The following is a 24,008-nucleotide window of genomic DNA, read 5'->3' as shown; positions in this document are numbered from 1 at the left end:
AACTCTAGGGAGGTCCCAGACATGTATGCTCAGATGATCAAATCCGAGGCGACCCAGGACGATCCGGAAAAGCTGGCCGCCTTTCAGGCGCGCATCGACGCGGGCGAAAAGATTGAGCCCAAGGACTGGATGCCCGAAGGCTACCGCAAGACGCTGATCCGCCAGATCGGCCAGCACGCACATTCGGAAATCGTCGGCCAGCTGCCCGAGGGCAACTGGATCACCCGCGCGCCCACGCTGGAGCGCAAGGCGATCCTGCTCGCTAAGGTGCAGGATGAGGCCGGTCACGGCCTCTACCTCTACTGCGCGGCGGAAACCCTTGGCGTCTCCCGTGACGAAATCACCGAGATGCTGCTGGATGGCCGCATGAAGTATTCGTCGATCTTCAACTACCCGACGCTGAACTGGGCCGACATCGGCGCGGTGGGCTGGCTGGTGGATGGCGCCGCGATCATGAACCAGGTGCCTCTGCAGCGGACCTCCTTCGGTCCCTACTCTCGCGCGATGATCCGAATCTGCAAGGAAGAGAGCTTCCATCAGCGTCAGGGCTATGACGCGATCCGCAAGATGGCCGAGGGCACGCCAGAGCAGAAGAAGATGGCGCAGGATGCACTGAACCGCCTCTGGTATCCGTCGCTGATGATGTTCGGCCCCTCCGACAAGGACTCTGTCCATTCCGCGCAGTCGATGGCCTGGAAGATCAAGATGAACACCAACGACGAGCTGCGTCAGAAATTCGTCGACCAGACCGTACCGCAAGCCGAATATCTGGGCCTGACGATCCCCGACCCGGACCTGAAATGGAACGAGGAACGCGGCCACTACGACTACACCGACCCGGACTGGAGCGAGTTCTTTGAAGTGATCAAAGGCAACGGCCCCTGCAACGTGGACCGCCTCGCCGCCCGCAACAAAGCCTGGGACGACGGTGCCTGGGTCCGCGATGGCCTCTTGGCCCACGCCAAGAAGAAAGCCACGCGCCAGCACGCCGCCGAATAACCCCAAGCATTCCGGCGCCCTGCCCCAGCTACGGCGCCCCCTCAGCCAGGAGGATTAGAGACATGAAAAACGAATGGCCCCTCTGGGAAATCTTCATCCGCGGCCAGCACGGCATGAGCCACCGCCACGTCGGATCCCTGCATGCGCCGGACGCCGAAATGGCGATCAAGAACGCCCGCGACGTCTATACCCGCCGCAACGAAGGCGTGTCGATCTGGGTGGTTGAGGCGAACCACATCTCCGCCTCCTCGCCCAGCGACAAAGGTCCGCTTTATGAGCCGTCGGAAAGCAAGGTTTACCGCCACCCGACCTTCTTCGACATCCCCGAAGAAGTGGGGGCGATGTAATGACGACCCCTGTTAACAAGGACGACGCGTTTAGCCAGTTCCTGCTGCGGATGGGGGACAACACCCTGATCCTTGGCCACCGGGTCAGCGAATGGTGCGGCCACGCACCGGTGCTGGAAGAGGACATCGCGCTGGCCAACACCGCGCTGGACCTTATCGGCCAAACCCAGATGTGGCTTGGCCTTGCCGGTGAAGTGCAGGGCGAAGGCAAGTCCGCCGACGATCTCGCCTTCCTGCGCGACGCCTGGGATTTCCGCAATGTGCTGCTGTGCGAGGTTCCGAACGGCGACTTCGGCCGCACCCTGATGCGCCAGTTTCTATTCGACGCCTGGCATTCGATCCAGCTAGGTCGGCTGATGAAATCCTCGGACGAGCGGGTCGCCGCAATTGCCGAGAAAGCTTCGAAGGAAGTGGCCTATCACCTGGAACGCTCCGCTGACACGGTCGTGGGCCTGGGCGATGGCACCGAGGAGAGCCACCGCCGGATGCAGAAGGCGCTGGACTATCTGTGGCCCTATGTGGGCGAGATGTTCCAGTCCGACGATGTGGATGCGGAGATGGTCAAGGCAGGCATTGCCCCCGATCCAGCCTCCCTGCGCGAAGAGTACGACGTGCTGGTGTCCCGCATCCTGACTGAGGCGACACTTACCATTCCGGAGAGCCGTTTTGCCCACAAGGGCGGGCGCAATGGTGCGATGCACACTGAGCATCTCGGCCACCTGCTGACCCAGATGCAGTGGCTGCAGCGCGCCTATCCCGGCGCCAAGTGGTAAGGCAGCACATAAAACACTGAGGGCTGGCCCCGTCCTTGGGTGGCGGCTGGCCCCCTCCCGAGGCGGAGGTCGGGGGCTGCCCGGCCTATCGTCCGGGCGGAGCAGGCGAAGAGGAAACCCGCATGAGCCAAGCGATAGCTCAGCCAAACATCGACCAGATCTGGGAGTGGCTCGACGCCGTGCCCGACCCGGAGATCCCGGTGATCTCTCTGGTGGACCTTGGCATCATCCGCGATGTGGCCTGGGAGGGCGAGACTTTGGTGGTCACCGTCACCCCGACCTATTCCGGCTGCCCGGCCACCTCTGTCATCGCTATGGATATTGAGACCGCCCTGCGCGACCGCGGCATCACTGATCTGCGGCTCAAAACGCAGATTTCGCCGGCCTGGACCACCGATTGGCTGTCGGAAAAAGGCCGCACCAAGCTGGAGACTTACGGCATCGCCCCGCCCCAGCCTGCGGGTGGCCCGGAAAAATGCCCGCACTGCGGCAGCACACATGTCACGAAAGTCAGCCAGTTCGGCTCGACCCCCTGCAAGGCCCACTGGCGCTGCCAGGACTGCCTCGAACCCTTTGATTATTTCAAGTGCATCTGAGGAGACCCTGATGGCGCGCTTTCACGACCTTGAAGTCACCGATGTCCGCAAAACCATCCGCGATGCGGTGGTTGTTACCCTGAAGCCCGTGAACGGCGCGGCTGAGGAGTTTGATTTCACCCAAGGCCAGTACCTGACCTTCCGCCGCGACTTCGACGGCGAAGAGTTGCGCCGCAGCTACTCGATCTGCGCCGGCAAGGACGAAGGCATCCTGCAGGTCGGCATCAAGCGCGTTGACGGCGGTGCGTTCTCGACATGGGCTAACACCGAGCTGAAGGCGGGCGACACCCTGCAAGCGATGCCGCCGATGGGGACCTTCTTTACTGCACTCGAGGCAGGCGCCGAGAAAAACTATCTGGGCTTTGCCGGCGGTTCTGGGATCACCCCTGTGCTGTCGATCCTCAAGACCACGCTGGACGCGGAACCCAACTCGTCCTTCACGCTGGTCTATGCCAACAAGGGCGTGAACACGATCATGTTCCGCGAGGAGCTGGAAGATCTGAAAAACCTCTACATGGGCCGCTTCAACGTGATCCATATTCTGGAGTCGGACGCGCAGGAAATCGACCTCTTTACCGGTCTGGTGACCGAAGAGAAATGCGCCCAGCTGTTTCAACACTGGATCGACATCCAGTCCGTCGACACCGCCTTCATCTGCGGCCCAGAGCCGATGATGCTGGGCATCGCCGCCGCACTGCGCACTGCTGGTCTGAGCGATAGCCAGATCAAGTTCGAACTCTTCGCCTCTGCCCAACCGGGCCGCGCCAAACGCAAGGCCACAGCCACTGGAACAGGGGCAAGTGCCAACCAGACGAAGGCAGCGATTACGCTGGACGGTTCAACCCAGACCGTTGAGATGGGTAAGGACATGACGCTGCTGGACGCCGCGCTGGAAAACGCGATGGACGCGCCCTACGCATGCAAGGCCGGCGTCTGCTCCACCTGTCGCTGCAAGGTGCTTGAGGGCGAGGTCGAAATGGTCGCCAATCACGCATTGGAAGACTACGAGGTCGAAAAGGGCTACGTTCTGTCCTGTCAGGCCTATCCGGTCAGCGACAAGGTTGTTGTCGACTACGATCAATAAGGGTCAGAACGCCAAAGAGTGGTTTTAGCAAAAGGGATATTGGACGATGGCAGACGAGATGAGCATTGAAAGCTACCTGGCCGCCGGAGGGGTTCTGAGCAATCCGACCAATGTCCCACCGCGCTATCGCGCCGAACTCCTGAAATTGATGGCAACATTTGTTGACAGCGCGCTTGCCGGTGCTGCGGGCTTTGTCGACATCATCAACGAAGGACCGGGCATTAAATCCCGCATGGCCGCTGCACGCATTGTTCTGGAAAAGACGTCCAATGCAGATCGTGTCCTGCAGGTGATGGCCGATTTTGGCGCCGATACAGAGCGCTATGTCGATCATCACCCTTGGACCGCGCGCCTACCCCGTGAAGCAGCGGTCGACACTGCAAGATCAAAGCACGACATGCGGCTGGCGGTTTTCAACTATCCGATCGAGGGCTGGGCCGATGCGGTTGTCATGAACCTTTTGATGGGACGTGCGGTTGCAATTCAGTTGGCTGAACTGTCAATGGTGTCCTATCAACCCCTCGCCGAAGCCTTCCGCGCCATCGCCCCGATTGAGGCAGATCATGTCCGCTTGGCAAACGAGGGGCTCGCACGGCTGGTGCAGGAGGGCGGCACAGAGATGCTGCAGGAATCGATATCCTACTGGTGGCCGCGGGTTGCGATGAGCTTCGGCAGTGAGAGCTCCGAGAAACTGGACATGCTCACCGGTTTTGGCCTGCGCCACCGCAGCAATGGCGATCTGCGCGCCCGCTGGATCAGCGAGACCCGCGCAGCCCTGCGAGAGTTGGGTCTGGATGCCCCCGAAGCAGGATAAAGGAAACGCCTTGTCGGGGCTTATCACGTCTGTACTGGGAGCGTGAAAAGGTCTGGACCTCTGACCCATTGCTACCTAGGCTCTGGCCAACCGATACCTTTTTCTTACCTTCGACGAGGCCCGACATGGCGATCAGCAGCACCATCCGCACCTACTTCAACGGCAGCTGGCATGAAGGTGATGTTGCGATCATGAAGGCGGCAGATCACGCCTCCTGGCTTGGCTCCTCCGTGTTTGACGGCGCGCGTCTGTTCGATGGGGTCACCCCGGATCTTGATCTGCATTGTGCCCGCGCCAACGCGTCTGCCCGTGCGTTGATGATGGAACCCACCGTCAACACCCAGGACATGGTGGACATCGCCAAGGAAGGTCTGGCGCAGTTTGGCGCAGGTGCCGCTGTTTACATCCGCCCGATGTACTGGGCAGCCGATGGGGATGCCACCACGATTGCCCCCGCCCCCGAATCTACCCGATTTGCTCTGTGCCTCGAAGAAATCCCGATGGCGGCCCCCACAGCGGCCGCGACACTGACCCGCACATCGTTCCGGCGACCGGTTCTGGAAAATGCCGTGGTCAACGCCAAGGCCGGCTGTCTTTATCCCAACAACGCCCGCATGCTGCGCGAAGCTAGGGCGAAAGGCTTCAGCAACGCACTGGCGCTGGATGCCATGGGCAATGTTGCCGAAACCGCGACGGCCAATATCTTTATGGTACGTGATGGCGAGGTGTTCACACCCATCGCCAACGGCACCTTCCTTGCTGGGATTACCCGTGCACGCCACATCGCCAACCTGCGTGCTGACGGCGTTACCGTGCATGAAACCGTACTGGGTTACGCAGATTTCGAGGCCGCAGATGAGGTCTTTATGTCCGGCAACATGAGCAAAGTCACCCCGGTCACCGCGTTCGACGATCGTCAATACCAGATCGGGCCCGTGACCCGGCGGGTGCGCGAGCTGTATTGGGACTGGGCAACCAGCGAAGGCGCGGCGTAAACAGCTGACATTTCACCGGGCTTGCAGGTCTATTGCGCCGCGCAGTCGCTTGCGCCATGATCCGTTCGGAACAACCTGAGGATCATTATGCGCAAATTTCTTGTGGTACTGGATGACAGCCGTGAGTGTCTGAACGCAATGCGCTTTGCCGCAATGCGCGCCGCCAACACAGGCGGCGGTGTCGAGATCCTGTCGGTGATTCCACCAGATGAGTTCAACCACTGGATCGGTGTTGGCGAAGTGATGCGCGAAGAGGCCCGTGAACGGATCCACGCCCATTTCGAGGTTTTCGCCAAGTGGATGCGCGACCGTCAGGGGATTGAACCCGAACTTGTCATTCGCGAAGGTGAAGCCGTTCCCGAAATCATCGCTCAGATCGAGGCAGACCCCGAAATCGGCGTTTTGGTCTTGGGCGCAGGAGATGATCGCAAAGGCCCGGGTCCACTGGTAACACAGCTCAGCCGTTCTTCGGGCAGCCTACCTGTTCCGATCACCATCGTTCCCGGTGATCTCTCCAAGGAAAAACTCGAAGCCATCACATGAAATGGCACCTGCCTGCCCTCACGATTTAGAATCGTTCCAAAACTTGACTTAGGCGCATCAGAGGCGCATATCTCTGCCACGCTTTAAGGAGGCCCGACATGTTCATTCAGACCGAATCCACGCCCAACCCGGCGACGCTGAAATTCCTGCCGGGCCAGACCGTACTGGAGATGGGCACCGCCGACTTCCCCAGTGCAGAGGCTGCTGGCTCTTCGCCGCTGGCGCAGCGCATCTTTGCTGTGTCCGGAGTTACCGGTGTCTTCTTCGGCAATGATTTCGTCACCGTGACGAAAGCAGACGGAGTAGAGTGGGACCACATCAAACCTGCGATCCTGGGTGCCGTGATGGAGCACTTCCAATCCGGCCAACCGGTAATCTCCGAAGGTGGGGAACAGACCTCTGGTCACGCTGAGCACACAGGTGAAGACGGCGAAATCGTCAATCAGATCAAAGAACTGCTGGACAGCCGTGTGCGCCCTGCTGTGGCGCAGGATGGTGGTGACATCACCTTCCACGGCTTTGACCGTGGTGTTGTCTATCTGCACATGCAGGGGGCCTGCGCAGGCTGTCCGTCTTCGACGCTGACCCTGAAGATGGGTATCGAAAACCTGCTGCGCCACTACATCCCCGAAGTCACAGAGGTACGCCCCGTTGCCGTCTGACGCACTCGTCCTGGGTTTTGACACATCGGCCGCGCATTGCGCGGCCGCTTTGCTACGTGGCGACGTCATCCTCGCAGAGTGCTGCGAAGAGATGGGCCGTGGTCAGGCAGAGCGCCTGATGCCATTGCTGGAAGAGGTTCTGAACGCAGGCAATGCAGTTTGGTCAGATCTTGATGCCATCGGTGTAGGAATCGGCCCCGGCAACTTCACCGGCATTCGCATCGCAGTCTCGGCTGCGCGCGGGCTTGCGTTGGGGCTTGGGATACCTGCGGTTGGCGTGGATGGGTTCGAAAGCCGCGAGAAAACAGGGACACTCGCCGCCGTGCCTGCCCCGCGCGAGCAGGTCTACACCACGCCTCCGGGGGCTGCACCGCAGCTGATGCCACGGGCAGAGGCCGAAGTCATAGCCCGTGACAACGGGCTCACCCTGGTGGCTGAGGCAACGCCCGCGGGCCTTGCCGCTGCGATCGCACGCGCGGCTGCTGGCCGCTATCAGTCGGACGCCACGCCCCCCGCACCAATGTATCTGCGTGCAGCTGATGCGGCCCCGGCGAAAGATGCTCCTCCAAGCCTGATCGACGGCTGAACGCAATGCAGACCCCGACCGCTAAAACACCCCTCGCCTTGTCGCCGCGGGAAATGGCCGTAGTTCACGCTGCCGCCTTCACGAACGCGCGCCCCTGGTCAGAGGCAGAGTTTAGCTCGCTGCTGGACAGCCGGTTTGTTTTTGCCGTGGGGGACCGTCGCAGCTTTGCCCTGGGGCGGGTCATTGCGGGCGAGGCGGAATTGCTGACAATCGCAACGCGCCCAGACTGTTGGCGACAGGGGCTGGGCCGTGCCACGCTGCAAGCCTGGGTGGCAGAGGCCGTGGCCCGTGATGCAACGGAGGGTTTCCTGGAGGTGGCCGAAGACAACCGGGCAGCCCACACCCTGTACGTTGCGCATGGATTCGCAGAGACCGGCCGACGCCCCGGATATTACGCAAGAGACGATGGGCCAGCGGTGGATGCTGTGCTAATGACGGCGACGTTACGCAAGGCCCTAGGCGCAGAATAACACCAAATGGTCAAAAAACGGTTGACCCTTTCGACCCGCTGCGGCCTAAATTGTCGCACCTTTTTTCCAGCACACGGGTTGGAACGGTCAATTTGATCGTAACAAGAAAAACAAATTGGGAGTACCCCTGATGACCCTGATGAAATCCCTGATGAGCGCTGCAGCCGCTGTAGCGCTGAGTGCAGGTGCAGCTCTGGCAGAACCGGCGCTGATCTTTGACCTCGGCGGCAAGTTCGACAAATCCTTCAACGAGGCGGCCTTTACCGGCGCGCAGCGTTGGGCAGAAGAAACCGGCGAGAGCTTCCGTGAAATCGAACTGCAGTCCGAAGCACAGCGCGAGCAGGCCCTGCGCCGTTTCGCAGAAGCTGGCGCTAACCCGATCGTGATGGCAGGCTTTGCCTTTGCTGATGCGCTGGGTCAGGTTGCCGGTGATTATCCGGACACCAAATTCGTCATCATCGACATGGTTGTTGATGCACCGAACGTCCGTTCTGTTGTCTTCAACGAGCACGAAGGCTCTTATCTGGTTGGCATGCTGGCAGCCAAGGCATCCAAGTCCGGCACCGTTGGTTTCATCGGTGGCATGGACATCCCGCTGATCCGCAAGTTCGCCTGCGGCTACGCCGAAGGCGTAAAAGCCGTGAACCCGGACGCCACCGTGATCGCCAACATGACCGGCACCACCCCGGCAGCATGGAACGACCCGGTCAAGGGCTCCGAGCTGACCAAGGCACAGATCAGCCAGGGCGCTGACGTTGTCTATGCAGCGGCAGGCGGCACCGGTGTTGGCGTTCTGCAAACCGCAGCAGACGAAGGCATCCTGTCCATCGGCGTTGACAGCAACCAGAACCACCTGCATCCGGGCAAGGTTCTGACCTCCATGATGAAGCGCGTCGACAACGCTGTTTTCCAGGCATTCTCTGATGGCCCGGATCTGCAGACCGGCTTCTCTGTCATGGGGCTCTCCAACGGTGGTGTTGGTTTCGCAGTTGACGAAAACAACGCATCGCTGATCACCGATGAGATGCAGGCAGCCGCTGATGATGCAGCCGCCAAAATCGCAACCGGTGAAATCTCCGTGCACGACTACATGTCCGACGACAGCTGCCCGGCTCTGTCGTTCTGATATCTGAACAGCACCCCCGGCCCACCCGTGATCGTTTCGAGATCGTGGTGGTGTCCGGGGGTTTCAAATTGCCCGGAGGCGGTGCCACGACTGCCTCCGGGTTTGGTTTTTCCTAGGTTGCTAAAACTTGCACAAGTTAACCAGTCACATGTGACTGGTGGGGCCTGTCAGTTGCACCAGGATGGAAAGGGGAGCCCGAATGACGGCACCAGCAATTGAACTAAAAGGCATCTCCAAGGCCTTTGGCCCGGTACAGGCCAACAAGGACATCTCGATCCGTGTTTCCCCCGGCACGATTCACGGGATCATCGGCGAGAACGGTGCTGGCAAATCAACGTTGATGAGCATCCTTTATGGGTTTTACAAAGCCGATAAGGGAGAGATCTGGATTCACGGGAAACGGACAGAGATCCCGGACAGTCAGGCGGCGATTGCTGCCGGTATAGGCATGGTGTTCCAGCACTTCAAACTGGTCGAAAACTTTACAGTTCTTGAGAACATCATCCTCGGCGCAGAGGACGGTGGGCTGTTGAACCCCTCGCTGAGCAAAGCCCGCAAAACCCTGCAGGAGCTGGCACGCGAGTATGAACTGAACGTCGATCCAGACGCCCGCATCGACGAAATCGGCGTCGGCATGCAGCAGCGTGTTGAGATCCTCAAGGCGCTGTATCGGCAGGCAGATATCCTCATTCTCGACGAACCCACCGGGGTTCTGACACCTTCTGAGGCAGACCAGCTGTTCCGGATTCTGGACCGTCTGCGGGCTGAAGGCAAAACCATCATCCTGATCACGCACAAGCTGCGTGAGATCATGGAATACACCGACACGGTGTCGGTGATGCGCCGCGGTCAGATGACTGCGACGGTCAAAACCGCCGAAACCAACCCCGAACATCTCGCCGAGCTGATGGTTGGCCGCAAGGTTCTCCTGCGCGTAGACAAAGTGCCCGCAGCCCCCGGCAAGCCTATCCTCGAGATCGAGAACCTCAATGTGGTCGACGAGGCCGGAGTGGCCCGCGTCAAGAACCTGAACCTGACCGTCCGGGCAGGTGAAATTGTTGGTATTGCCGGTGTTGCCGGGAACGGCCAGTCTGAACTGCTTGAGGTTCTGGGTGGCATGCGTGAAGGCCAGGGAACCATCCGTCTGAATGGCAACCCTCTCCCGCTGTCCGGCAAAGGATCTGATGCACGGGCGCGACGGGCCTCTCATGTGGCCCACGTCCCCGAAGACCGCCAGCGTGAAGGTCTCATCATGGATTTCCACGCCTGGGAAAACGTGGCCTTCGGCTATCACCATGCTTCGGAATACCAGAGCGGGCTGTTGATGAACAACGCGGCCCTGCGCGCTGACACCGAGGCCAAGATGGAGAAATTCGACGTGCGCCCGCCAGACCCGTGGTTGGCGGCCAAGAACTTCTCTGGTGGCAACCAGCAAAAGATTGTCGTTGCGCGCGAGATCGAACGCAACCCTGACCTTTTGCTGATTGGTCAGCCAACGCGTGGTGTCGACATCGGCGCGATTGAATTCATTCACAAGCAAATCGTGGAACTCCGCGACCAGGGCAAAGCTGTCCTGCTGGTGTCTGTGGAACTGGAAGAGATCCTGTCTCTGTCCGACCGGGTTGCTGTGATGTTTGACGGGATGATCATGGGCGAGCGCCCGGCCGATCAGACCGATGAGAAAGAGCTCGGCCTGTTGATGGCCGGTGTCGCGGGGGAGGCCGCGTAAATGGATAAGATGCCTAAATGGGCCGACGTGGTGCTGATCCCGCTGATCAGCCTCATCCTGGCCGCACTTCTGTCTGCCCTGGTGATCCTGGGCATTGGCGAAGACCCGATCGCCGCCGTCAAACTCATGGTGTCCGGCGCGCTGGGGTCGACCTATGGCTGGGGCTACACGCTCTATTATGCCACAAACTTCCTGTTCACGGGCCTTGCGGTCTCTGTCGCGTTTCACGCCCGCCTGTTCAACATCGGTGGCGAAGGTCAGGCGATGCTTGGTGGTCTGGGTGTGGCACTCGTCTGCCTCTACATTCCCTGGCCCCACTGGTCGCTGGCGCTGATCTTTGCCAGCCTTGGTGCAGCCCTGTTCGGTGCAGCATGGGCCGCCATTCCGGCCTATCTGCAAGCAAAGCGCGGTAGCCACATCGTTATCACTACCATCATGTTCAATTTCATCGCTGCTGCGGTGTTGAACTATGTGCTGGTGAACCTTCTGCGTCCCGTGGGCTCTATGGATCCGGCGACTGCGCGCTTTCCCGAAGCGGTGCACCTGCCGTCGCTGCATGAACTTCTGGCCCCTCTTGGGATCGCATTCTCTAAATCTGCACCAGCCAACGTCAGCTTTGTGCTGGCGATCGTTGCCTGCTTTGCAGTTTGGCTGCTGATCTGGCGCACCAAGCTCGGCTACGAAATCCGCGCCTACGGCAACTCTGAACCCGGCGCGCTTTATGCCGGGATCTCGCCGGTCAAGATCACCATGATTGCGATGCTCATCTCTGGTGGTCTCGCTGGCATGATGGCCACCAACAACGTGATGGGTGAGGCAGAGCGCCTGGTTCTGAATTCCACCGAGGGTGCGGGCTTTATCGGGATTGCGGTTGCCTTGATGGGCCGCAGCCATCCCTTTGGCGTGTTCCTGGCCGCGATCCTCTTTGGTTTCCTTTATCAGGGTGGCGCCGAACTCGCGCTGTGGACCTCCATTCCGCGCGAACTCATCGTCGTCATTCAGGCTCTCGTGATCCTGTTCACGGGTGCGCTGGACAACATGGTTCGCGTACCGCTTGAAAAGGCGTTCCTTGCACTGCGTCGGGAGAAAGCATGATGGATTTTCTGACTCTGATCCAAGTGCTGGACAGCACCGTCCGTCTGGCAACGCCGCTGCTTCTGGCCTGTCTGGCTGGTCTGTTCTCTGAACGTGCCGGCATCTTTGACATCGGCCTTGAAGGCAAAATGCTGATGGCTGCGTTTTTCTCAGCCGCTGTGGCCGCGACGACTGGCAACGTATGGCTTGGGCTTATGGCCGGCATTGCCTCTTCGCTGGTTCTGGCTGGCCTGCACGGGCTTGCCTCCATCACCTTCCGAGGCAATCAGCTGATCTCGGGCGTTGCGATCAACTTCCTTGCTGCGGGTATGACAGTCTTGATCGCACAAGACTGGTTCCAGCAGGGCGGGCGTACACCCTCGCTGATCTCAGGGGGGCGGTTTGAACCGATCACCCTGCCCTTTGCCAACGCTGTCGAAGGGGTTCCAGTTCTTGGCCCGATCTACAGCGAACTGCTGTCGGGGCATTCCATTCTGGTCTATCTCGCTTTCCTCGCTGTTCCTGCGACTGCTTGGATCCTGTTTGGCACCCGCTTTGGTCTGCGCCTGCGCGCCGTGGGCGAAAACCCCGCAGCGGTCGATACAGCAGGCGTTTCCGTGGTGGGCCTGCGCTATGCAGCCGTGATGATCTGCGGCCTGCTCTGCGGTATCGCTGGCGCATATCTTGCCACAGCGCTGCAGGCAGGGTTCGTGAAGGACATGACCGCTGGCCGTGGCTTTATCGCACTGGCTGCCCTGATCTTTGCCAAGTGGCGCCCGTGGCACGCGCTTGGTGCCTGTCTGCTGTTTGGTCTGTTGCAGGCCGTGGCCCTGCGGTTCCAGAACATCGAGCTGGGTTCGATCGTGATCCCGGTGCAGTTCATGGACGCCCTGCCCTACATCCTGACCGTCGTGATCCTCGCCGGTTTTGTCGGCAAGGCAATCCCACCCAAGGCAGGTGGCGAACCCTACGTGAAGGAACGCTGAGACCGGGTGCGAGCCCATGTCTCCAATCGCGACAAAACGCCCGGCATCGTCCGGGCGTTTTCTTTTGACCACCAGCTATCCGTGCCTTCCCTGCCTGCAACGCAGGCGATGAGACGGCACATAGGTCCAGTTTTTTCCTGTTAGTCAGTCCTGTTTTCTGCGCAGCGGCATCGGCAGTTGATTTTGGTCTGGGCCTGCGCTCTAACACAGGTATGCAGATCTATCTCCCCATCGCCGAAGTTTCGGTCAACGCGTTCTTGCTCTTGGGCCTTGGCGGCATGGTCGGAATCCTCTCCGGCATGTTTGGCGTGGGCGGCGGTTTTCTTATGACACCGCTTCTGTTCTTTATCGGCATCCCCCCTGCGGTCGCTGTCGCAACCGAGGCAAACCAGATCGTCGCGTCGTCCTTTTCCGGTGTCCTCGCACATTTCCGAAGACGAACTGTCGACATCAAGATGGGGTTAGTCCTGCAGGTGGGCGGCCTGATAGGCGCGGCGCTCGGCGTGGTGGTCTTCAACTACCTCAAGGCGCTTGGCCAAGTCGATCTGCTGGTCAAACTGTGCTATGTCGTGTTCCTCGGCGTTGTTGGCGCCTTGATGTTCATCGAAAGCCTGAACGCCATCCGCAAATCCAAGAAGGCGGGCGGCACAGCACCAGTAGCGCGTCGTCAGCGGGGCTGGGTTCACGCGCTGCCGTTCAAGATGCGGTTCCGCACCTCCGGGCTCTATATCTCTGTGATTCCACCGATCCTTGTTGGGGTCTGCGTCGGTATCCTTGCCGCGATCATGGGTGTAGGCGGCGGTTTCATCATGGTGCCCGCAATGATCTATATCCTCGGCATGCCGACCAAAGTTGTCGTCGGCACGTCGCTGTTCCAGATCATCCTGGTGACTGCCTTTACGACGATGCTCCACGCTACCACGAACTACACGGTTGATATCGTTCTCGCGGTCCTTCTGCTCATCGGGGGCGTGATCGGCGCGCAAATCGGGACGCGGATCGGCGTTTATCTCAAGGCAGAACAACTGCGCATTCTGCTTGCGATCATGGTTCTGGCCGTTTGCATCAAACTTGGTCTCGACCTATTGCTGATGCCATCCGAGCTGTACTCGCTCGGCAGCGAAGGGGGGCACTGAAATGGCCCGCAGCTCCCGTCTCTGCAATGTTCTGAGCAACGCAAAGCATCATCTGATTGCAGCGGTGACATTGGCCTCTTTCACTCTTGCAGCGCCGCTGGCCGCTCAGAACAAATCCGGCTCGACCGGCGAAGAGGTTGTGCTTGGTCTCAGCAAGGACCGGGTGGCGATCACCGCAACCTTTGATGGCTCCGAAATCCTCGTCTTTGGCGCCGTCAAACGTGAAACGCCAATTCCGACCGGCGCGCCGCTGCAAGTCGTCGTGGCAGTGTCTGGCCCTGCCTCACCTGTCATGGTTCGGCGCAAGGAAAAAAAGCTCGGCATCTGGGTTAACACCGACAGCGTGCTGGTGGACTCGGCCCCCAGCTTTTACGCCATCGCCACAAGCGCGCCATTCTCGGATGTCCTGACAGATACCGAGGATCTGCGCTATCGCGTCTCGATCGAGCGGGCTATTCGCTCAGTCGGGGCCGGCATGCATATTCGCGGCGCCCAGGATTTTGCCGAAGCGGTCATCCGTATCCGAACCCAGGATGATCTCTACTCGCTGCGGGAAAACACCGTCGCAGTGGACGAAGAAACCCTGTTCCGCACCGCAATCGACATGCCTGCCAATCTGACAGAAGGGGCCTATCGCACGCGAATTTACCTGACGCGTGGCGGCGAGGTTGTCGCGCAATACGAGACGACCATTGACGTTGATAAGGTCGGGCTGGAGCGTTTTCTATACTCCATGTCGCGGGAACAGCCGTTTCTTTACGGTCTGATGTCACTGGCCATTGCAATCGCCGCCGGCTGGGGGGCTTCGGCCGCGTTCAGATTGCTGCGCAACAGCTGAACCGTCAGCCCCGCCCGATATAGGGCATCTTTGTTGCCATCACCGTCATGAACTGCACGTTGGCTTCCAGGGGCAGCTTGGCCATGTGCAGGACCGACCGCGCAGCATCCGCAACATCGAAACTGTGCATCGGCTCTGCGTCCGGATTGGCCTCGGCATGGCGCCTCGCCAGATCGTCCACCATCGGTGTGCTGGCATTGCCGATGTCAATCTGTCCGCAAGCGATGTCAAACGGGCGACCATCCAGAGACAGGCTCCTGGTCAGACCGGTGATGGCGGCCTTGGTCGCTGCGTAAGGCGCAGAGTTGGGGCGCGGAACATAGGCCGCGATAGAACCGTTGTTGATGATCCGGCCGCCGCCAGGTGATTGCTGACGCATCTGACGAAATGCGGCCCGAGCGGCCAGAAACATTCCATTGAGGTTCACATTCACAGAAGCGAACCAATCCTCCAGCGGGATTTCATCAATCGTGCCCGGAGGTGTGAAGATCCCCGCATTGTTGAACAAGACGTCGATCCGTCCCGTTTTTTCGACGAACCGGGCGAATGCCGCATCGACAGCGGCAACATCTGTCACGTCCGCAGGCAGAACATGCGCACCGGAATGGCCTGCCGCAATCTCTTCCAGTTTGTCTGCTCTACGGGCCAGCAGCCCGACCTGCCATCCCTCGTTCAGGAACTCTTCTGCCACCGCACGGCCAATGCCTGAGCTTGCGCCGGTGACAAGAATGCTCCCCTTGGATCCCGATACGGTCGTCATTCTGCGCTTTCCTCTTGCATCTCCAACGTCAGCGCACCGGCCGGAACCGCCCGCAGGTCATCGACCTGCAACGGCCCGGTGGGCTTTGCCAAACGGTTGCGGACCACCCAGATCAGCCGCTCCTGCGCGCGTGTGATCGCCACATATGCGAGCCGCTTCCACAAGGGTTGACCTGCCTCGACCCGCCCCATCCGCGCCGCGGCGTAGATATCGGGGGCAAAGACCTGCGCGGTCGGCCACTGCGAGCCTTGCGCCTTGTGGATCGTGACCGCAGCGCCGTGCAGAAAGGCCGCGCCCATCCTGGCAGCAAATGGGATGAAGGGCTCTTCCTCGTCCGGTTTTTCAATCTTGACGATGGACGCCGCAGAGACCTGCGGGTCTTCGGCCCCCATCACATGCAGTCGAGAAAATCCCGGTTTGCGACCTGGGCCGAGATAGATCACCTGCGCCCCTTTGATGAGGCCACGAGCCTCAAGATCCAGACGTTTTTTGCGATGCTTCATTGGAAGCTCAATACCGTCGCAGATCAACGGCTCACCTGCCAACAGGCTGTCTTCTGGCGCGCCGTGCACTGCGCGAAAGGCATTGATCAGCCGGATCCGCGTGTTGTTGCGCCAAACCAGAACAGGCGACCGCGCCATCAGATCCACCTCAACCCGCTGCCCCCAGACCACACGCTCATCCTGGCGCGACAGATCCTCGACCATGCGTTCGAAATCCTCAAAGCCCAGCTGCGGGTCAGCCAGCGCATGCGCGAGATCAAGAATGGGGTTGCCCGCCTCCTGCCGATGGATGCGGTTCAAAACCAACTTTCGGTCGTCCGGCAGTGTTTCAAAAACCATAGCCCCGGATTGATTGACCGGCGCGAGCTGCGCGGGATCGCCAAACAACAACAGTGTCGGAAAGATCTCCTTCAAATCCTGAAACTGCCGGTCATCCAGCATCGAGGCTTCGTCGATGAAGCCGATATCCAACGGCTCGTCCCTGCGTTTCCAGCCCGTGATAAAATCTGAGCCCCGCAACCCCGCAGCCGCCAACGCGCCCGGAATGGATTTGTTCTTTTCATAGAACGCCTTGGCCCGCTCCAGTGCTTCCTCGGTCAGACCTTCTATCTCCGGCTGGTCCCCGGTTCCGGCCAGCCATTCCGCAATTTTTTCGTACTCCGGGTCATAGACCGGCGTATAGAGAATGCGGTGGATGGTGGTCGCGGGCACTCCCCTGAGCCGCAGAACGCTCGCGGCCTTGTTGGTTGGTGCAAGGATGGCAAGGGTGCGCCGGTCTTCGCTTTTTTTGCGACTTTCATAGTCGCCCGAAACGACATCAACCCCGGCATTTTCCAACGCCTTGTACAGTTCTGCCAAAAGCAGGGTCTTACCGGAGCCCGCCTTGCCGATCACGGCCATGGCCCCGCCATCCCCGCGCGGTGGATGAAGCAGGTCGTCTTCGAGATCGACCCCTGCATCATGCAGGAGCGCACTGACCCGATCAAAGGCAACGGCCTGATCGTCGGAGAATTGAATGGGTGTCGCGTTCATGGCGCGACCCTACAGTTGCGGGGGCGTCTGCACCAGAGCTGACGCCTCCCAACCACTGCTCTTTACGCTTAGCCAACCATCGCGACCGGGCCCGGCATCCCGATCCCGCCAAAGGACAGATCAAACCACAGGGTCGAGAGTTCGGTTGTCAATCCCGCACGCAGAGCCACACGTTGGTAGGCCTCCAGCGAATAGTCCCAAAGCCCCAGGCAAATTCTGTCGCGGCCCTGCCCCATTGTGCCGACAACCTCGGGGCTGAACCCAAGCGACCGGTAGATGCGGACCATTCGTCGGTCAAAAACACCAGCGAAATGGGCGATGTTGAAATTGCGCATGATCTCAAGGCCGCCCAACGTCAAGGCACCAGCCACGTTGCCGCTGCTCTCTCGCGATAGACAAAAACGGGTACATTCCCAGATCAACGGACTGCAGATCGGCTGATTGCCAGTCAGCTGTGGGAATACATCGTTTACCATGATTGGGCCGGTTGATGGCAAAAACCGCATCGATCCACCGTGGGTTCCGTTCGAATTTTCCCAAATCACATAAAGCGGGTTGAGCGCATCATAAGAGTCGCGCTCTTCTCCCGCGTCATCGACATCCACATCCCACCCCAACCGGGTTTTGAACTGATCGGCGCGGTCCTGAAACATGGATTGAGCGAGTTTCGGATGGCGTGGCAGGTCGTGCGCATAGACGTAACGAAGCATAACTAGTCCCCTTTTAATAGAAAAGTGAGACAAGGTTACGCCCATTACGGGATTTCAACTATAAGGCTAATAAAAGTTAACCAGCACACCGGCCTAGATGATGATCAGACCCAGACTCAGAGCCCGCGCAATCGCGTGTGTGGTGTTGATTGCGCCAAGTTTGAAACGCGCGCTCTCGATATAGACACGCAATGTATGCTCGGAAATCGACAGCGTCTGCGCCACCTGCGCCCGGCTGTATCCCATTGCCAGCAGGGTCAACGCATCAATTTCGCGCGGCGACAGGGGTTGAACCTGACCAGGCCCGCGGTCTGGTTCGAATTCCAGCACCTTGCGGTTCAGATAGTGGCCCATCAGGATCAGGTCACGACTGTGGCGTTCGATAAAACTGTCCCAAGTCGTGTCATCACAATTGTTGCTGACCGTGAACAGGGCAAACTGACCCTTTGGCCCACGGATCGGGATAGAATAGCCTTGGTTCCCGACATCGTGGTCACGGGCATCCTGCATGAACTCGCGCGCGGGTTTTGAAGACCAATCAAGCCGCCGCCAATCCACCGGGTGAAATCTCTGGTAGCAGCCGATGATGACTGGATCGACGCGGACATAGGATTTTTCCTGATACCGCGCCACCCACTCATCCTTGTAGGTGCCGAAGTAATAGTGATCGCCAGCACTATCGACCCAGTGGTACATAGCATGATCCACGCCAAAACTCTCGCAGACCCGCTCAACAATCTCGCGCAGACCATCCACAGTGGAGGCTGCGTCCAGCATCTCAAGAATGAAATCCAGGTTAACTTTGGGTGCCATCAGGTTTCAGCGTTCTCATTTTGGGCCACCAATCAGCGGCGTAGAATCTCACACCCTCATTCTAGAAGAGTTGCGGGACTTAAAGTAGGGCCAGGAGTCCTTCCGCGGCGGCAACGGGTCAGCTTTGGCATGAAAAACCAGAGCCTTTCAGCACACTTAGACCAAAACATACCAATCCGCGCCACCCTCCTACGACCAAAGTACCATCTCTTGTCAGAAACGTCATTCTGCCTGCAATAAAGCGGCATTTCTCGGCGCACCGAAAGGAAATGCCACAGATTGCGCATGGCAACCCGTGGCAACAATGTTTGCAAAGCGGGAGAGGCGACGGGATCGCCTCAACCGGGATTAGCTTTCCAGGACGTCTTCCAGTGTCCGCAGCCCCGTTTTCGGGGCCTGAACCAGCACCGACATGTTGCCCGGGAGATGCTCGTTGCGCAGCATCTTCATGTGCGCCTCAGGCAGGTCTTTCCACGTGAACACCTCGGACATGCAGGGATCGAGACGACGCTCGCACATAAGTTTGTTCGCTGCAGCGGCCTGCTTGAGGTGGGCGAAATGCGAGCCCTGCAGGCGTTTCTGGTGCATCCACATGTAACGCACGTCAAAGGTCAGATTGTAACCGGTGGTCCCGGCGCAGATCACGACCATACCACCCTTTTTCACCACGAAGGTCGAAACGGGGAAGGTGCTTTCGCCAGGGTGTTCGAACACCATGTCGACATTGTTGCCCTTGCCGGTGATGTCCCAGATCGCCTTGCCGAACTTGCGCGCCTCTTTGAACCACTCGGCATATTCCGGCGTGTTCACTGTCGGCAGCTGCCCCCAGCAGTTGAAGTCCTTGCGGTTCAGAACACCCTTGGCACCCAGCCCCATGACAAAGTCACGCTTGCTTTCGTCCGAGATCACGCCGATGGCGTTGGCGCCAGCCGTGTTGATCAGCTGGATCGCATAGGATCCAAGGCCACCCGAGGCGCCCCAGACCAGAACGTTCTGGCCCGGCTTCAGGTCGTGCGGCTCATGGCCGAACAGCATCCGGTAGGCGGTGGCCAGCGTCAGCGTGTAGCAGGCGCTTTCTTCCCAGGTCAGGTGCTTGGGGCGCGGCATCAGCTGCTGGGCCTGCACATTGGTGAACTGCGCAAAGGAGCCATCGGGGGTTTCGTACCCCCAGATCCGCTGGCTGGGGGAATACATCGGGTCGCCGCCATTGCATTCCTCGTCGTCGCCATCGTCTTGGTTGCAATGGATGACCACCTCATCGCCCACTTTCCAGCGGGTGACTTTGGACCCGACGGCCCAGACGATGCCAGAGGCATCAGACCCAGCGATATGATACGGGGCTTTGTGGCCGTCGAACGGAGAAATCGGTTTGCCCAAGGCCGCCCAAACGCCGTTGTAGTTGACCCCGGCAGCCATCACGAGAACCAGTACTTCGTGGCTGTCCAGCTCCGGCACATCGACGACTTCCTGAACCATCGCAGTGTCTGGTGTGCCGTGGCGTTCTTGACGGATTGCCCAGGCGTACATCTTCTTGGGCACATATCCCATCGGGGGGATTTCACCGATCTCGTAAAGCTCTTTCTCAGGGGCCTCGTAGGTGAGAGCGCCGTTTTGCGTGTCCAAAGCCATGCTGGCCTCCTTTTCATCCGCTGTTGCCGCGATGCAGAATCGCAGCTGCTACCTAGGGGATAAAATCCACCAAGCAACATTGCAACACAAATTATGCCAATTGGGTAATTTTATAACCGAGCGAACGCAGCGTGATATTTTGCAAACGCAGCATTTCAGCCTGTCATGCTTGCTCGTCCCGGATGAGGTGAGCAATGGAATTGGCATAGAAGGCCAGCATGTCACGTTGCGTCTCTTTGACCTTGTAGGTCCCGCGCAGCTCTTCCAGAACGCCATGATCCACCAACTGACGCAGCCCAACTTCTATAGCGTAGCTGCGGTTATCTCTGGGGGTATGCACATGGGCCGAGGGCATACGAGCCAGTAGATCGCTCACTGCGTGTTCGACCGCGGACCTGCTCATGCCCTCGCCTTTGTCCGCGAAGTTCGCAATGGCCGAGGCCACCAGAGGTACGGGCAACACTGGGACCGCCTCTCCGATGCGGTTCATCAACTCAATCGCCAGATCTGTCGGGGAGTTCGCCTCCGCCCGCCCGAGGGCAAAGTCACGCATGCTCAGCGGACGGCCAAAGCTCACGGCAGCATAGCCAAAACGCTTGTAGCGGCCTGTGATCCACAACCATAACTGCCGCAGGATTCGGATCGCAACAACATGAATGCGTGCTCTGAACCGGCGGTCCCCCGCACGCGCCGCAGACGTCAGGATCTTGTCCTCCAAAACCCTGTCGTAGTTGAGCGCGACGGGAACGAAAACCACATCACGGCCCTCTTCTCCCTCTTCCAGCTGGCCGTCGACTATGTACTTAAGCAATCCCACCTTCGGTTCAGCCAGCGCGCCATCCAGGCTCAATCCGCCCTCCGGAAACATGGCCTGGGTGACCCCGTTCTGGGTTGCCAGCCGAACATAAGTCGCCAAAACCCTGCGGTAGAGATCATTACGCGAGCGCCTGCGAATGAAATACGCGCCCATCGCTCGGATCAGCCGGGACAGCGGCCAGACACGCGCCCATTCCCCCACGGCATAGGACAGCGCAGAGTGATCCGCTGCAAGATAGGTGATCAACACGTAGTCCATGTTGGACCTGTGGTTCATCACATAGACCACTGTCGCCTCTGGATCGATGCCATCCACCGCCTGCTTGTCCAGATGGGCCAGCCTCACCCGAAACAAGGCGTTCGACAGAAATCGCGCGAGGCGAATCGCGATGCTGAAATAAGCCACGGCTGAAAACGATGGGACGATTTCACGGGCATATCGTCGGGCTTCTTCAAAGGCGACATTTTCCGGGATGCCATTTGCCTTGGCATGGTCTGCCATCGCTTGGGCCACTTGCGGATCGTAGATCAACCGCTGGATCATGTCGTATCGGCGCGCCAACTTGAACGGCTGGATCGGCCGCTGCAACCGCCGGTTCAACCGCACCACGGCCCGCTCCAGCCTACGCCTAAAAAACCACCGCACCGATGGGAACAGGAAGTGCGACGCAAATGTGACCGCTGCAAACAGCAAGATCAGCCCAAAAAGCCAAAGCGGAAGTTCCACCGTCTGCGTCATGCGAGGACAGTCGCCCAGCTTAGGCTGCAACACAAGGCAATTGCGTGCGCCCCGGCACTGCGCGCCAGCTGCTTCCCGACTTGTGACCACAAGAAATGGGAACAGGAAACAAGCTGTGACGCGCCATGCCGCAACGCAGCGAATTGACAAGGGTCTAAAATTACGATCTAGATCTGATCGGAGAAATATTATTACCCATATGTTTGACGGAGCCTGAACATGCCGCAGATGCAAAAAGACCGCCCCTGGCTGATCCGCACCTATGCCGGCCACTCCACAGCTGCCGCATCCAACGCGCTTTACCGCGCCAACCTGGCCAAGGGGCAGACCGGCCTTTCGGTCGCCTTCGATCTGCCGACCCAGACCGGCTATGACAGCGATCACGTGCTGGCGCGCGGCGAAGTGGGCAAGGTTGGCGTGCCCGTCTGCCATCTCGGCGACATGCGGACCCTGTTCAATGAAATCCCGCTGGAGCAGATGAATACCTCAATGACCATCAACGCCACCGCCCCATGGTTGCTGGCGCTGTACATTGCGGTGGCTGAGGAACAGGGCGCGGATGTCTCGAAACTGCAGGGCACTGTGCAGAACGACCTGATCAAAGAATATCTGAGCCGCGGCACCTATGTCTGCCCGCCCAAGCCCAGCCTCAAGATGATCGCGGATGTGGCAGAGTACTGCTACACCAACGTGCCCAAGTGGAACCCGATGAACGTCTGCTCCTACCACCTGCAGGAGGCCGGCGCGACGCCGGAGCAGGAACTGGCCTTTGCCCTGGCGACCGCGCAAGCGGTGCTAGATGAGCTGAAGCCGCGCATCGCGCCAGAGGACTTCCCGGCGATGGTCGGCCGCATCTCCTTCTTCGTGAACGCAGGCATCCGGTTCGTGACCGAAATGTGCAAGATGCGCGCCTTTGTCGATCTGTGGGATGAAATCTGTGAGAAACGCTATGGCGTTGCCGACCCCAAGTTCCGTCGCTTCCGCTATGGCGTGCAGGTGAACTCGCTGGGGCTGACCGAACAGCAGCCAGAAAACAACGTCTACCGCATCCTGATCGAGATGCTGGCGGTGACGCTGTCGAAAAAGGCCCGCGCCCGGGCAGTACAGCTGCCCGCCTGGAACGAGGCGCTTGGCCTGCCCCGCCCCTGGGACCAGCAATGGTCCATGCGAATGCAACAGATCCTGGCCTATGAAACCGACCTGCTGGAATACGGTGACCTGTTCGACGGCAACCCGGCAGTGGACGCCAAGGTGGAAGAGCTGAAGGAAGGCGCCCGCGCCGAGCTCGCCAACCTGGAATCCATGGGCGGCGCAGTCGCGTCGATTGAATATATGAAAGGCCGTTTGGTTGACTCCAACGCCGAGCGCCTGAACCGGATCGAGAAGAACGAAACAGTGGTGGTCGGCGTCAACAAATGGACAGAGGGCGAGCCCTCACCACTGCAGACCGAGGATGGCGGCATCATGGTGGTCGATCCGGCGGTGGAACAGGAGCAGATCGCGCGGCTGAACACGTGGCGCGGCGCGCGTGACAATGACGCGGTACAGTCAGCACTCGCAGCTCTGCGCGCGGCGGCCCGTGATGGCACGAACATCATGGAACCTTCGATTGCCGCGGCGAAGGCCGGCGTCACCACCGGTGAATGGGCCGAAGAAATGCGAAAGGCCTATGGCACCTACCGCGGGCCAACCGGTGTGTCGACATCAGTCTCCAATCGGACGGACGGGCTGGACGATCTGCGAAACGAAGTTAACGCCGTCAGTGACCAACTGGGGCGGCGGTTGAAATTCCTTATCGGCAAGCCCGGTCTCGACGGTCATTCGAACGGCGCAGAACAGATCGCATCGCGGGCACGCGATTGCGGAATGGATATAACGTATGACGGAATACGCATGACCCCAGAGGAACTGGTCGCTTCGGCCTTGGCGGACGATGCACATGTTGTCGGCCTGTCCATCCTCTCGGGGAGCCATATTCCCCTGGTCGAAGATCTGATGATCCGGATGGAAAAGGCAGGGCTCACCCATATTCCCGTAATTGTCGGGGGAATCATTCCTGATGACGATGCAGAAAAGCTCCGTAAAATGGGGGTCGCGCGCATTTACACGCCCAAGGATTTCGAACTGAACGCAATCATGGGGGATATCGTTCAGCTGGCAAAACAACCCAAAACCGTGTCCGCTTAGCGAATTTCCGCAAATTGCAATAATCAATGCAATTTTCTGGCTGAAACAGGTCTGGAAAAAA

The 24,008-nt window shown here is 59.4% G+C and carries 24 protein-coding genes; 18 read left to right on the top strand and 6 right to left on the bottom strand.

Features of this window, described 5'->3' with window-relative positions; all coding sequences use genetic code 11:
* Window positions 1–21: 21 nt before the first annotated feature.
* The 17 genes from paaA (at window position 22) to KUV39_RS05205 (ending at window position 14,758) form a co-directional block, all read left to right on the top strand.
* Window positions 22–999, top strand: a complete 978-nt coding sequence (gene paaA / locus KUV39_RS05285; RefSeq protein WP_008561917.1) for a 1,2-phenylacetyl-CoA epoxidase subunit PaaA — start codon at window positions 22–24, stop codon at window positions 997–999.
* 62 nt (window positions 1,000–1,061) lie between these two features.
* A complete protein-coding gene (paaB, locus tag KUV39_RS05280) occupies window positions 1,062–1,346 on the top strand; it encodes a 1,2-phenylacetyl-CoA epoxidase subunit PaaB (protein WP_008562338.1) in 285 nt (94 codons plus the stop codon).
* Window positions 1,346–2,119 (top strand): 1,2-phenylacetyl-CoA epoxidase subunit PaaC, encoded by a 774-nt coding sequence (gene paaC, locus KUV39_RS05275; RefSeq protein WP_222459148.1) that lies wholly within the window; start codon window positions 1,346–1,348, stop codon window positions 2,117–2,119. Before paaB ends, paaC begins: the two co-directional genes overlap by 1 nt.
* Window positions 2,120–2,241: 122 nt before the next feature.
* Window positions 2,242–2,715, top strand: coding sequence for a 1,2-phenylacetyl-CoA epoxidase subunit PaaD (gene paaD, locus KUV39_RS05270; protein WP_222459147.1), 474 nt, complete (start codon window positions 2,242–2,244; stop codon window positions 2,713–2,715).
* Between the two features lie 10 nt (window positions 2,716–2,725).
* Window positions 2,726–3,799, top strand: coding sequence for a 2Fe-2S iron-sulfur cluster-binding protein (locus KUV39_RS05265; RefSeq protein ID WP_222459146.1), 1,074 nt, complete (start codon window positions 2,726–2,728; stop codon window positions 3,797–3,799).
* Window positions 3,800–3,845: 46 nt separating this feature from the next.
* A complete protein-coding gene (locus KUV39_RS05260) occupies window positions 3,846–4,613 on the top strand; it encodes a Phenylacetic acid catabolic protein (protein WP_008559344.1) in 768 nt (255 codons plus the stop codon).
* Window positions 4,614–4,738: 125 nt separating this feature from the next.
* A complete protein-coding gene (locus KUV39_RS05255; RefSeq protein ID WP_222459145.1) occupies window positions 4,739–5,608 on the top strand; it encodes a branched-chain amino acid aminotransferase in 870 nt (289 codons plus the stop codon).
* Window positions 5,609–5,695: 87 nt separating this feature from the next.
* A complete protein-coding gene (locus KUV39_RS05250; protein WP_008563204.1) occupies window positions 5,696–6,151 on the top strand; it encodes a universal stress protein in 456 nt (151 codons plus the stop codon).
* Window positions 6,152–6,249: 98 nt separating this feature from the next.
* Window positions 6,250–6,813, top strand: a complete 564-nt coding sequence (locus KUV39_RS05245; RefSeq protein WP_008559522.1) for a NifU family protein — start codon at window positions 6,250–6,252, stop codon at window positions 6,811–6,813.
* A complete protein-coding gene (gene tsaB / locus KUV39_RS05240; protein ID WP_222459144.1) occupies window positions 6,803–7,399 on the top strand; it encodes a tRNA (adenosine(37)-N6)-threonylcarbamoyltransferase complex dimerization subunit type 1 TsaB in 597 nt (198 codons plus the stop codon). The genes KUV39_RS05245 and tsaB overlap by 11 nt, the downstream gene beginning before the upstream one ends.
* A gap of 53 nt (window positions 7,400–7,452) precedes the next feature.
* Window positions 7,453–7,869 carry a GNAT family N-acetyltransferase gene (locus tag KUV39_RS05235; RefSeq protein WP_222459143.1) on the top strand — a complete coding sequence of 139 codons (417 nt, stop codon included), beginning with the start codon at window positions 7,453–7,455 and terminating at the stop codon, window positions 7,867–7,869.
* A 130-nt stretch (window positions 7,870–7,999) separates the two neighbouring features.
* On the top strand, window positions 8,000–8,995 hold the full coding sequence (locus KUV39_RS05230) for a BMP family lipoprotein (protein WP_008559698.1): 996 nt from the start codon (window positions 8,000–8,002) through the stop codon (window positions 8,993–8,995).
* Window positions 8,996–9,194: 199 nt separating this feature from the next.
* Window positions 9,195–10,724, top strand: coding sequence for an ABC transporter ATP-binding protein (locus KUV39_RS05225; RefSeq protein ID WP_222459142.1), 1,530 nt, complete (start codon window positions 9,195–9,197; stop codon window positions 10,722–10,724).
* Window positions 10,725–11,819, top strand: a complete 1,095-nt coding sequence (locus tag KUV39_RS05220) for an ABC transporter permease (protein ID WP_037302566.1) — start codon at window positions 10,725–10,727, stop codon at window positions 11,817–11,819.
* A complete protein-coding gene (locus tag KUV39_RS05215; RefSeq protein ID WP_222459141.1) occupies window positions 11,819–12,784 on the top strand; it encodes an ABC transporter permease in 966 nt (321 codons plus the stop codon). The genes KUV39_RS05220 and KUV39_RS05215 overlap by 1 nt, the downstream gene beginning before the upstream one ends.
* A 212-nt stretch (window positions 12,785–12,996) precedes the next feature.
* Complete coding sequence (locus tag KUV39_RS05210) at window positions 12,997–13,920, top strand: sulfite exporter TauE/SafE family protein (protein ID WP_222459140.1); 924 nt, start codon at window positions 12,997–12,999, stop codon at window positions 13,918–13,920.
* Window position 13,921: 1 nt separating this feature from the next.
* On the top strand, window positions 13,922–14,758 hold the full coding sequence (locus KUV39_RS05205) for a TIGR02186 family protein (protein WP_222459139.1): 837 nt from the start codon (window positions 13,922–13,924) through the stop codon (window positions 14,756–14,758).
* Between the two features lie 4 nt (window positions 14,759–14,762).
* On the opposite strand, the gene KUV39_RS05200 is transcribed toward KUV39_RS05205, so the two are convergent.
* From KUV39_RS05200 to KUV39_RS05175, 6 genes are all read right to left on the bottom strand, one after another.
* The gene (locus KUV39_RS05200) at window positions 14,763–15,518 is read right to left on the bottom strand and encodes an SDR family oxidoreductase (protein ID WP_046210607.1); all 756 of its coding nucleotides are present in this window, start codon (window positions 15,516–15,518) and stop codon (window positions 14,763–14,765) included.
* A complete protein-coding gene (locus KUV39_RS05195; RefSeq protein ID WP_008561392.1) occupies window positions 15,515–17,053 on the bottom strand; it encodes an ATP-dependent DNA helicase in 1,539 nt (512 codons plus the stop codon). The genes KUV39_RS05200 and KUV39_RS05195 overlap by 4 nt, the downstream gene beginning before the upstream one ends.
* A gap of 68 nt (window positions 17,054–17,121) precedes the next feature.
* A complete protein-coding gene (locus KUV39_RS05190; RefSeq protein WP_222459138.1) occupies window positions 17,122–17,763 on the bottom strand; it encodes an acyl-homoserine-lactone synthase in 642 nt (213 codons plus the stop codon).
* Window positions 17,764–17,856: 93 nt separating this feature from the next.
* Window positions 17,857–18,576: a helix-turn-helix transcriptional regulator gene (locus KUV39_RS05185; protein ID WP_222459137.1), complete on the bottom strand. Its 720-nt coding sequence runs from the start codon at window positions 18,574–18,576 to the stop codon at window positions 17,857–17,859.
* Window positions 18,577–18,924: 348 nt separating this feature from the next.
* Window positions 18,925–20,205: a crotonyl-CoA carboxylase/reductase gene (ccrA, locus tag KUV39_RS05180; RefSeq protein WP_008558906.1), complete on the bottom strand. Its 1,281-nt coding sequence runs from the start codon at window positions 20,203–20,205 to the stop codon at window positions 18,925–18,927.
* A 163-nt stretch (window positions 20,206–20,368) separates the two neighbouring features.
* Window positions 20,369–21,760 (bottom strand): 1-acyl-sn-glycerol-3-phosphate acyltransferase, encoded by a 1,392-nt coding sequence (locus KUV39_RS05175; RefSeq protein WP_222459136.1) that lies wholly within the window; start codon window positions 21,758–21,760, stop codon window positions 20,369–20,371.
* 219 nt (window positions 21,761–21,979) lie between these two features.
* On the opposite strand from KUV39_RS05175, the gene KUV39_RS05170 reads away from it, so the two are divergent.
* Complete coding sequence (locus KUV39_RS05170; RefSeq protein ID WP_222459135.1) at window positions 21,980–23,947, top strand: protein meaA; 1,968 nt, start codon at window positions 21,980–21,982, stop codon at window positions 23,945–23,947.
* Window positions 23,948–24,008 lie beyond the last annotated feature (61 nt).

Source organism: Phaeobacter italicus (genome assembly GCF_019801785.1).
Taxonomy (GTDB): Bacteria; Pseudomonadota; Alphaproteobacteria; order Rhodobacterales; family Rhodobacteraceae; genus Phaeobacter; species Phaeobacter italicus.
Note: the sequence above shows the minus strand (reverse complement) of the source record. Positions and strands in the feature narration are given on the sequence as shown.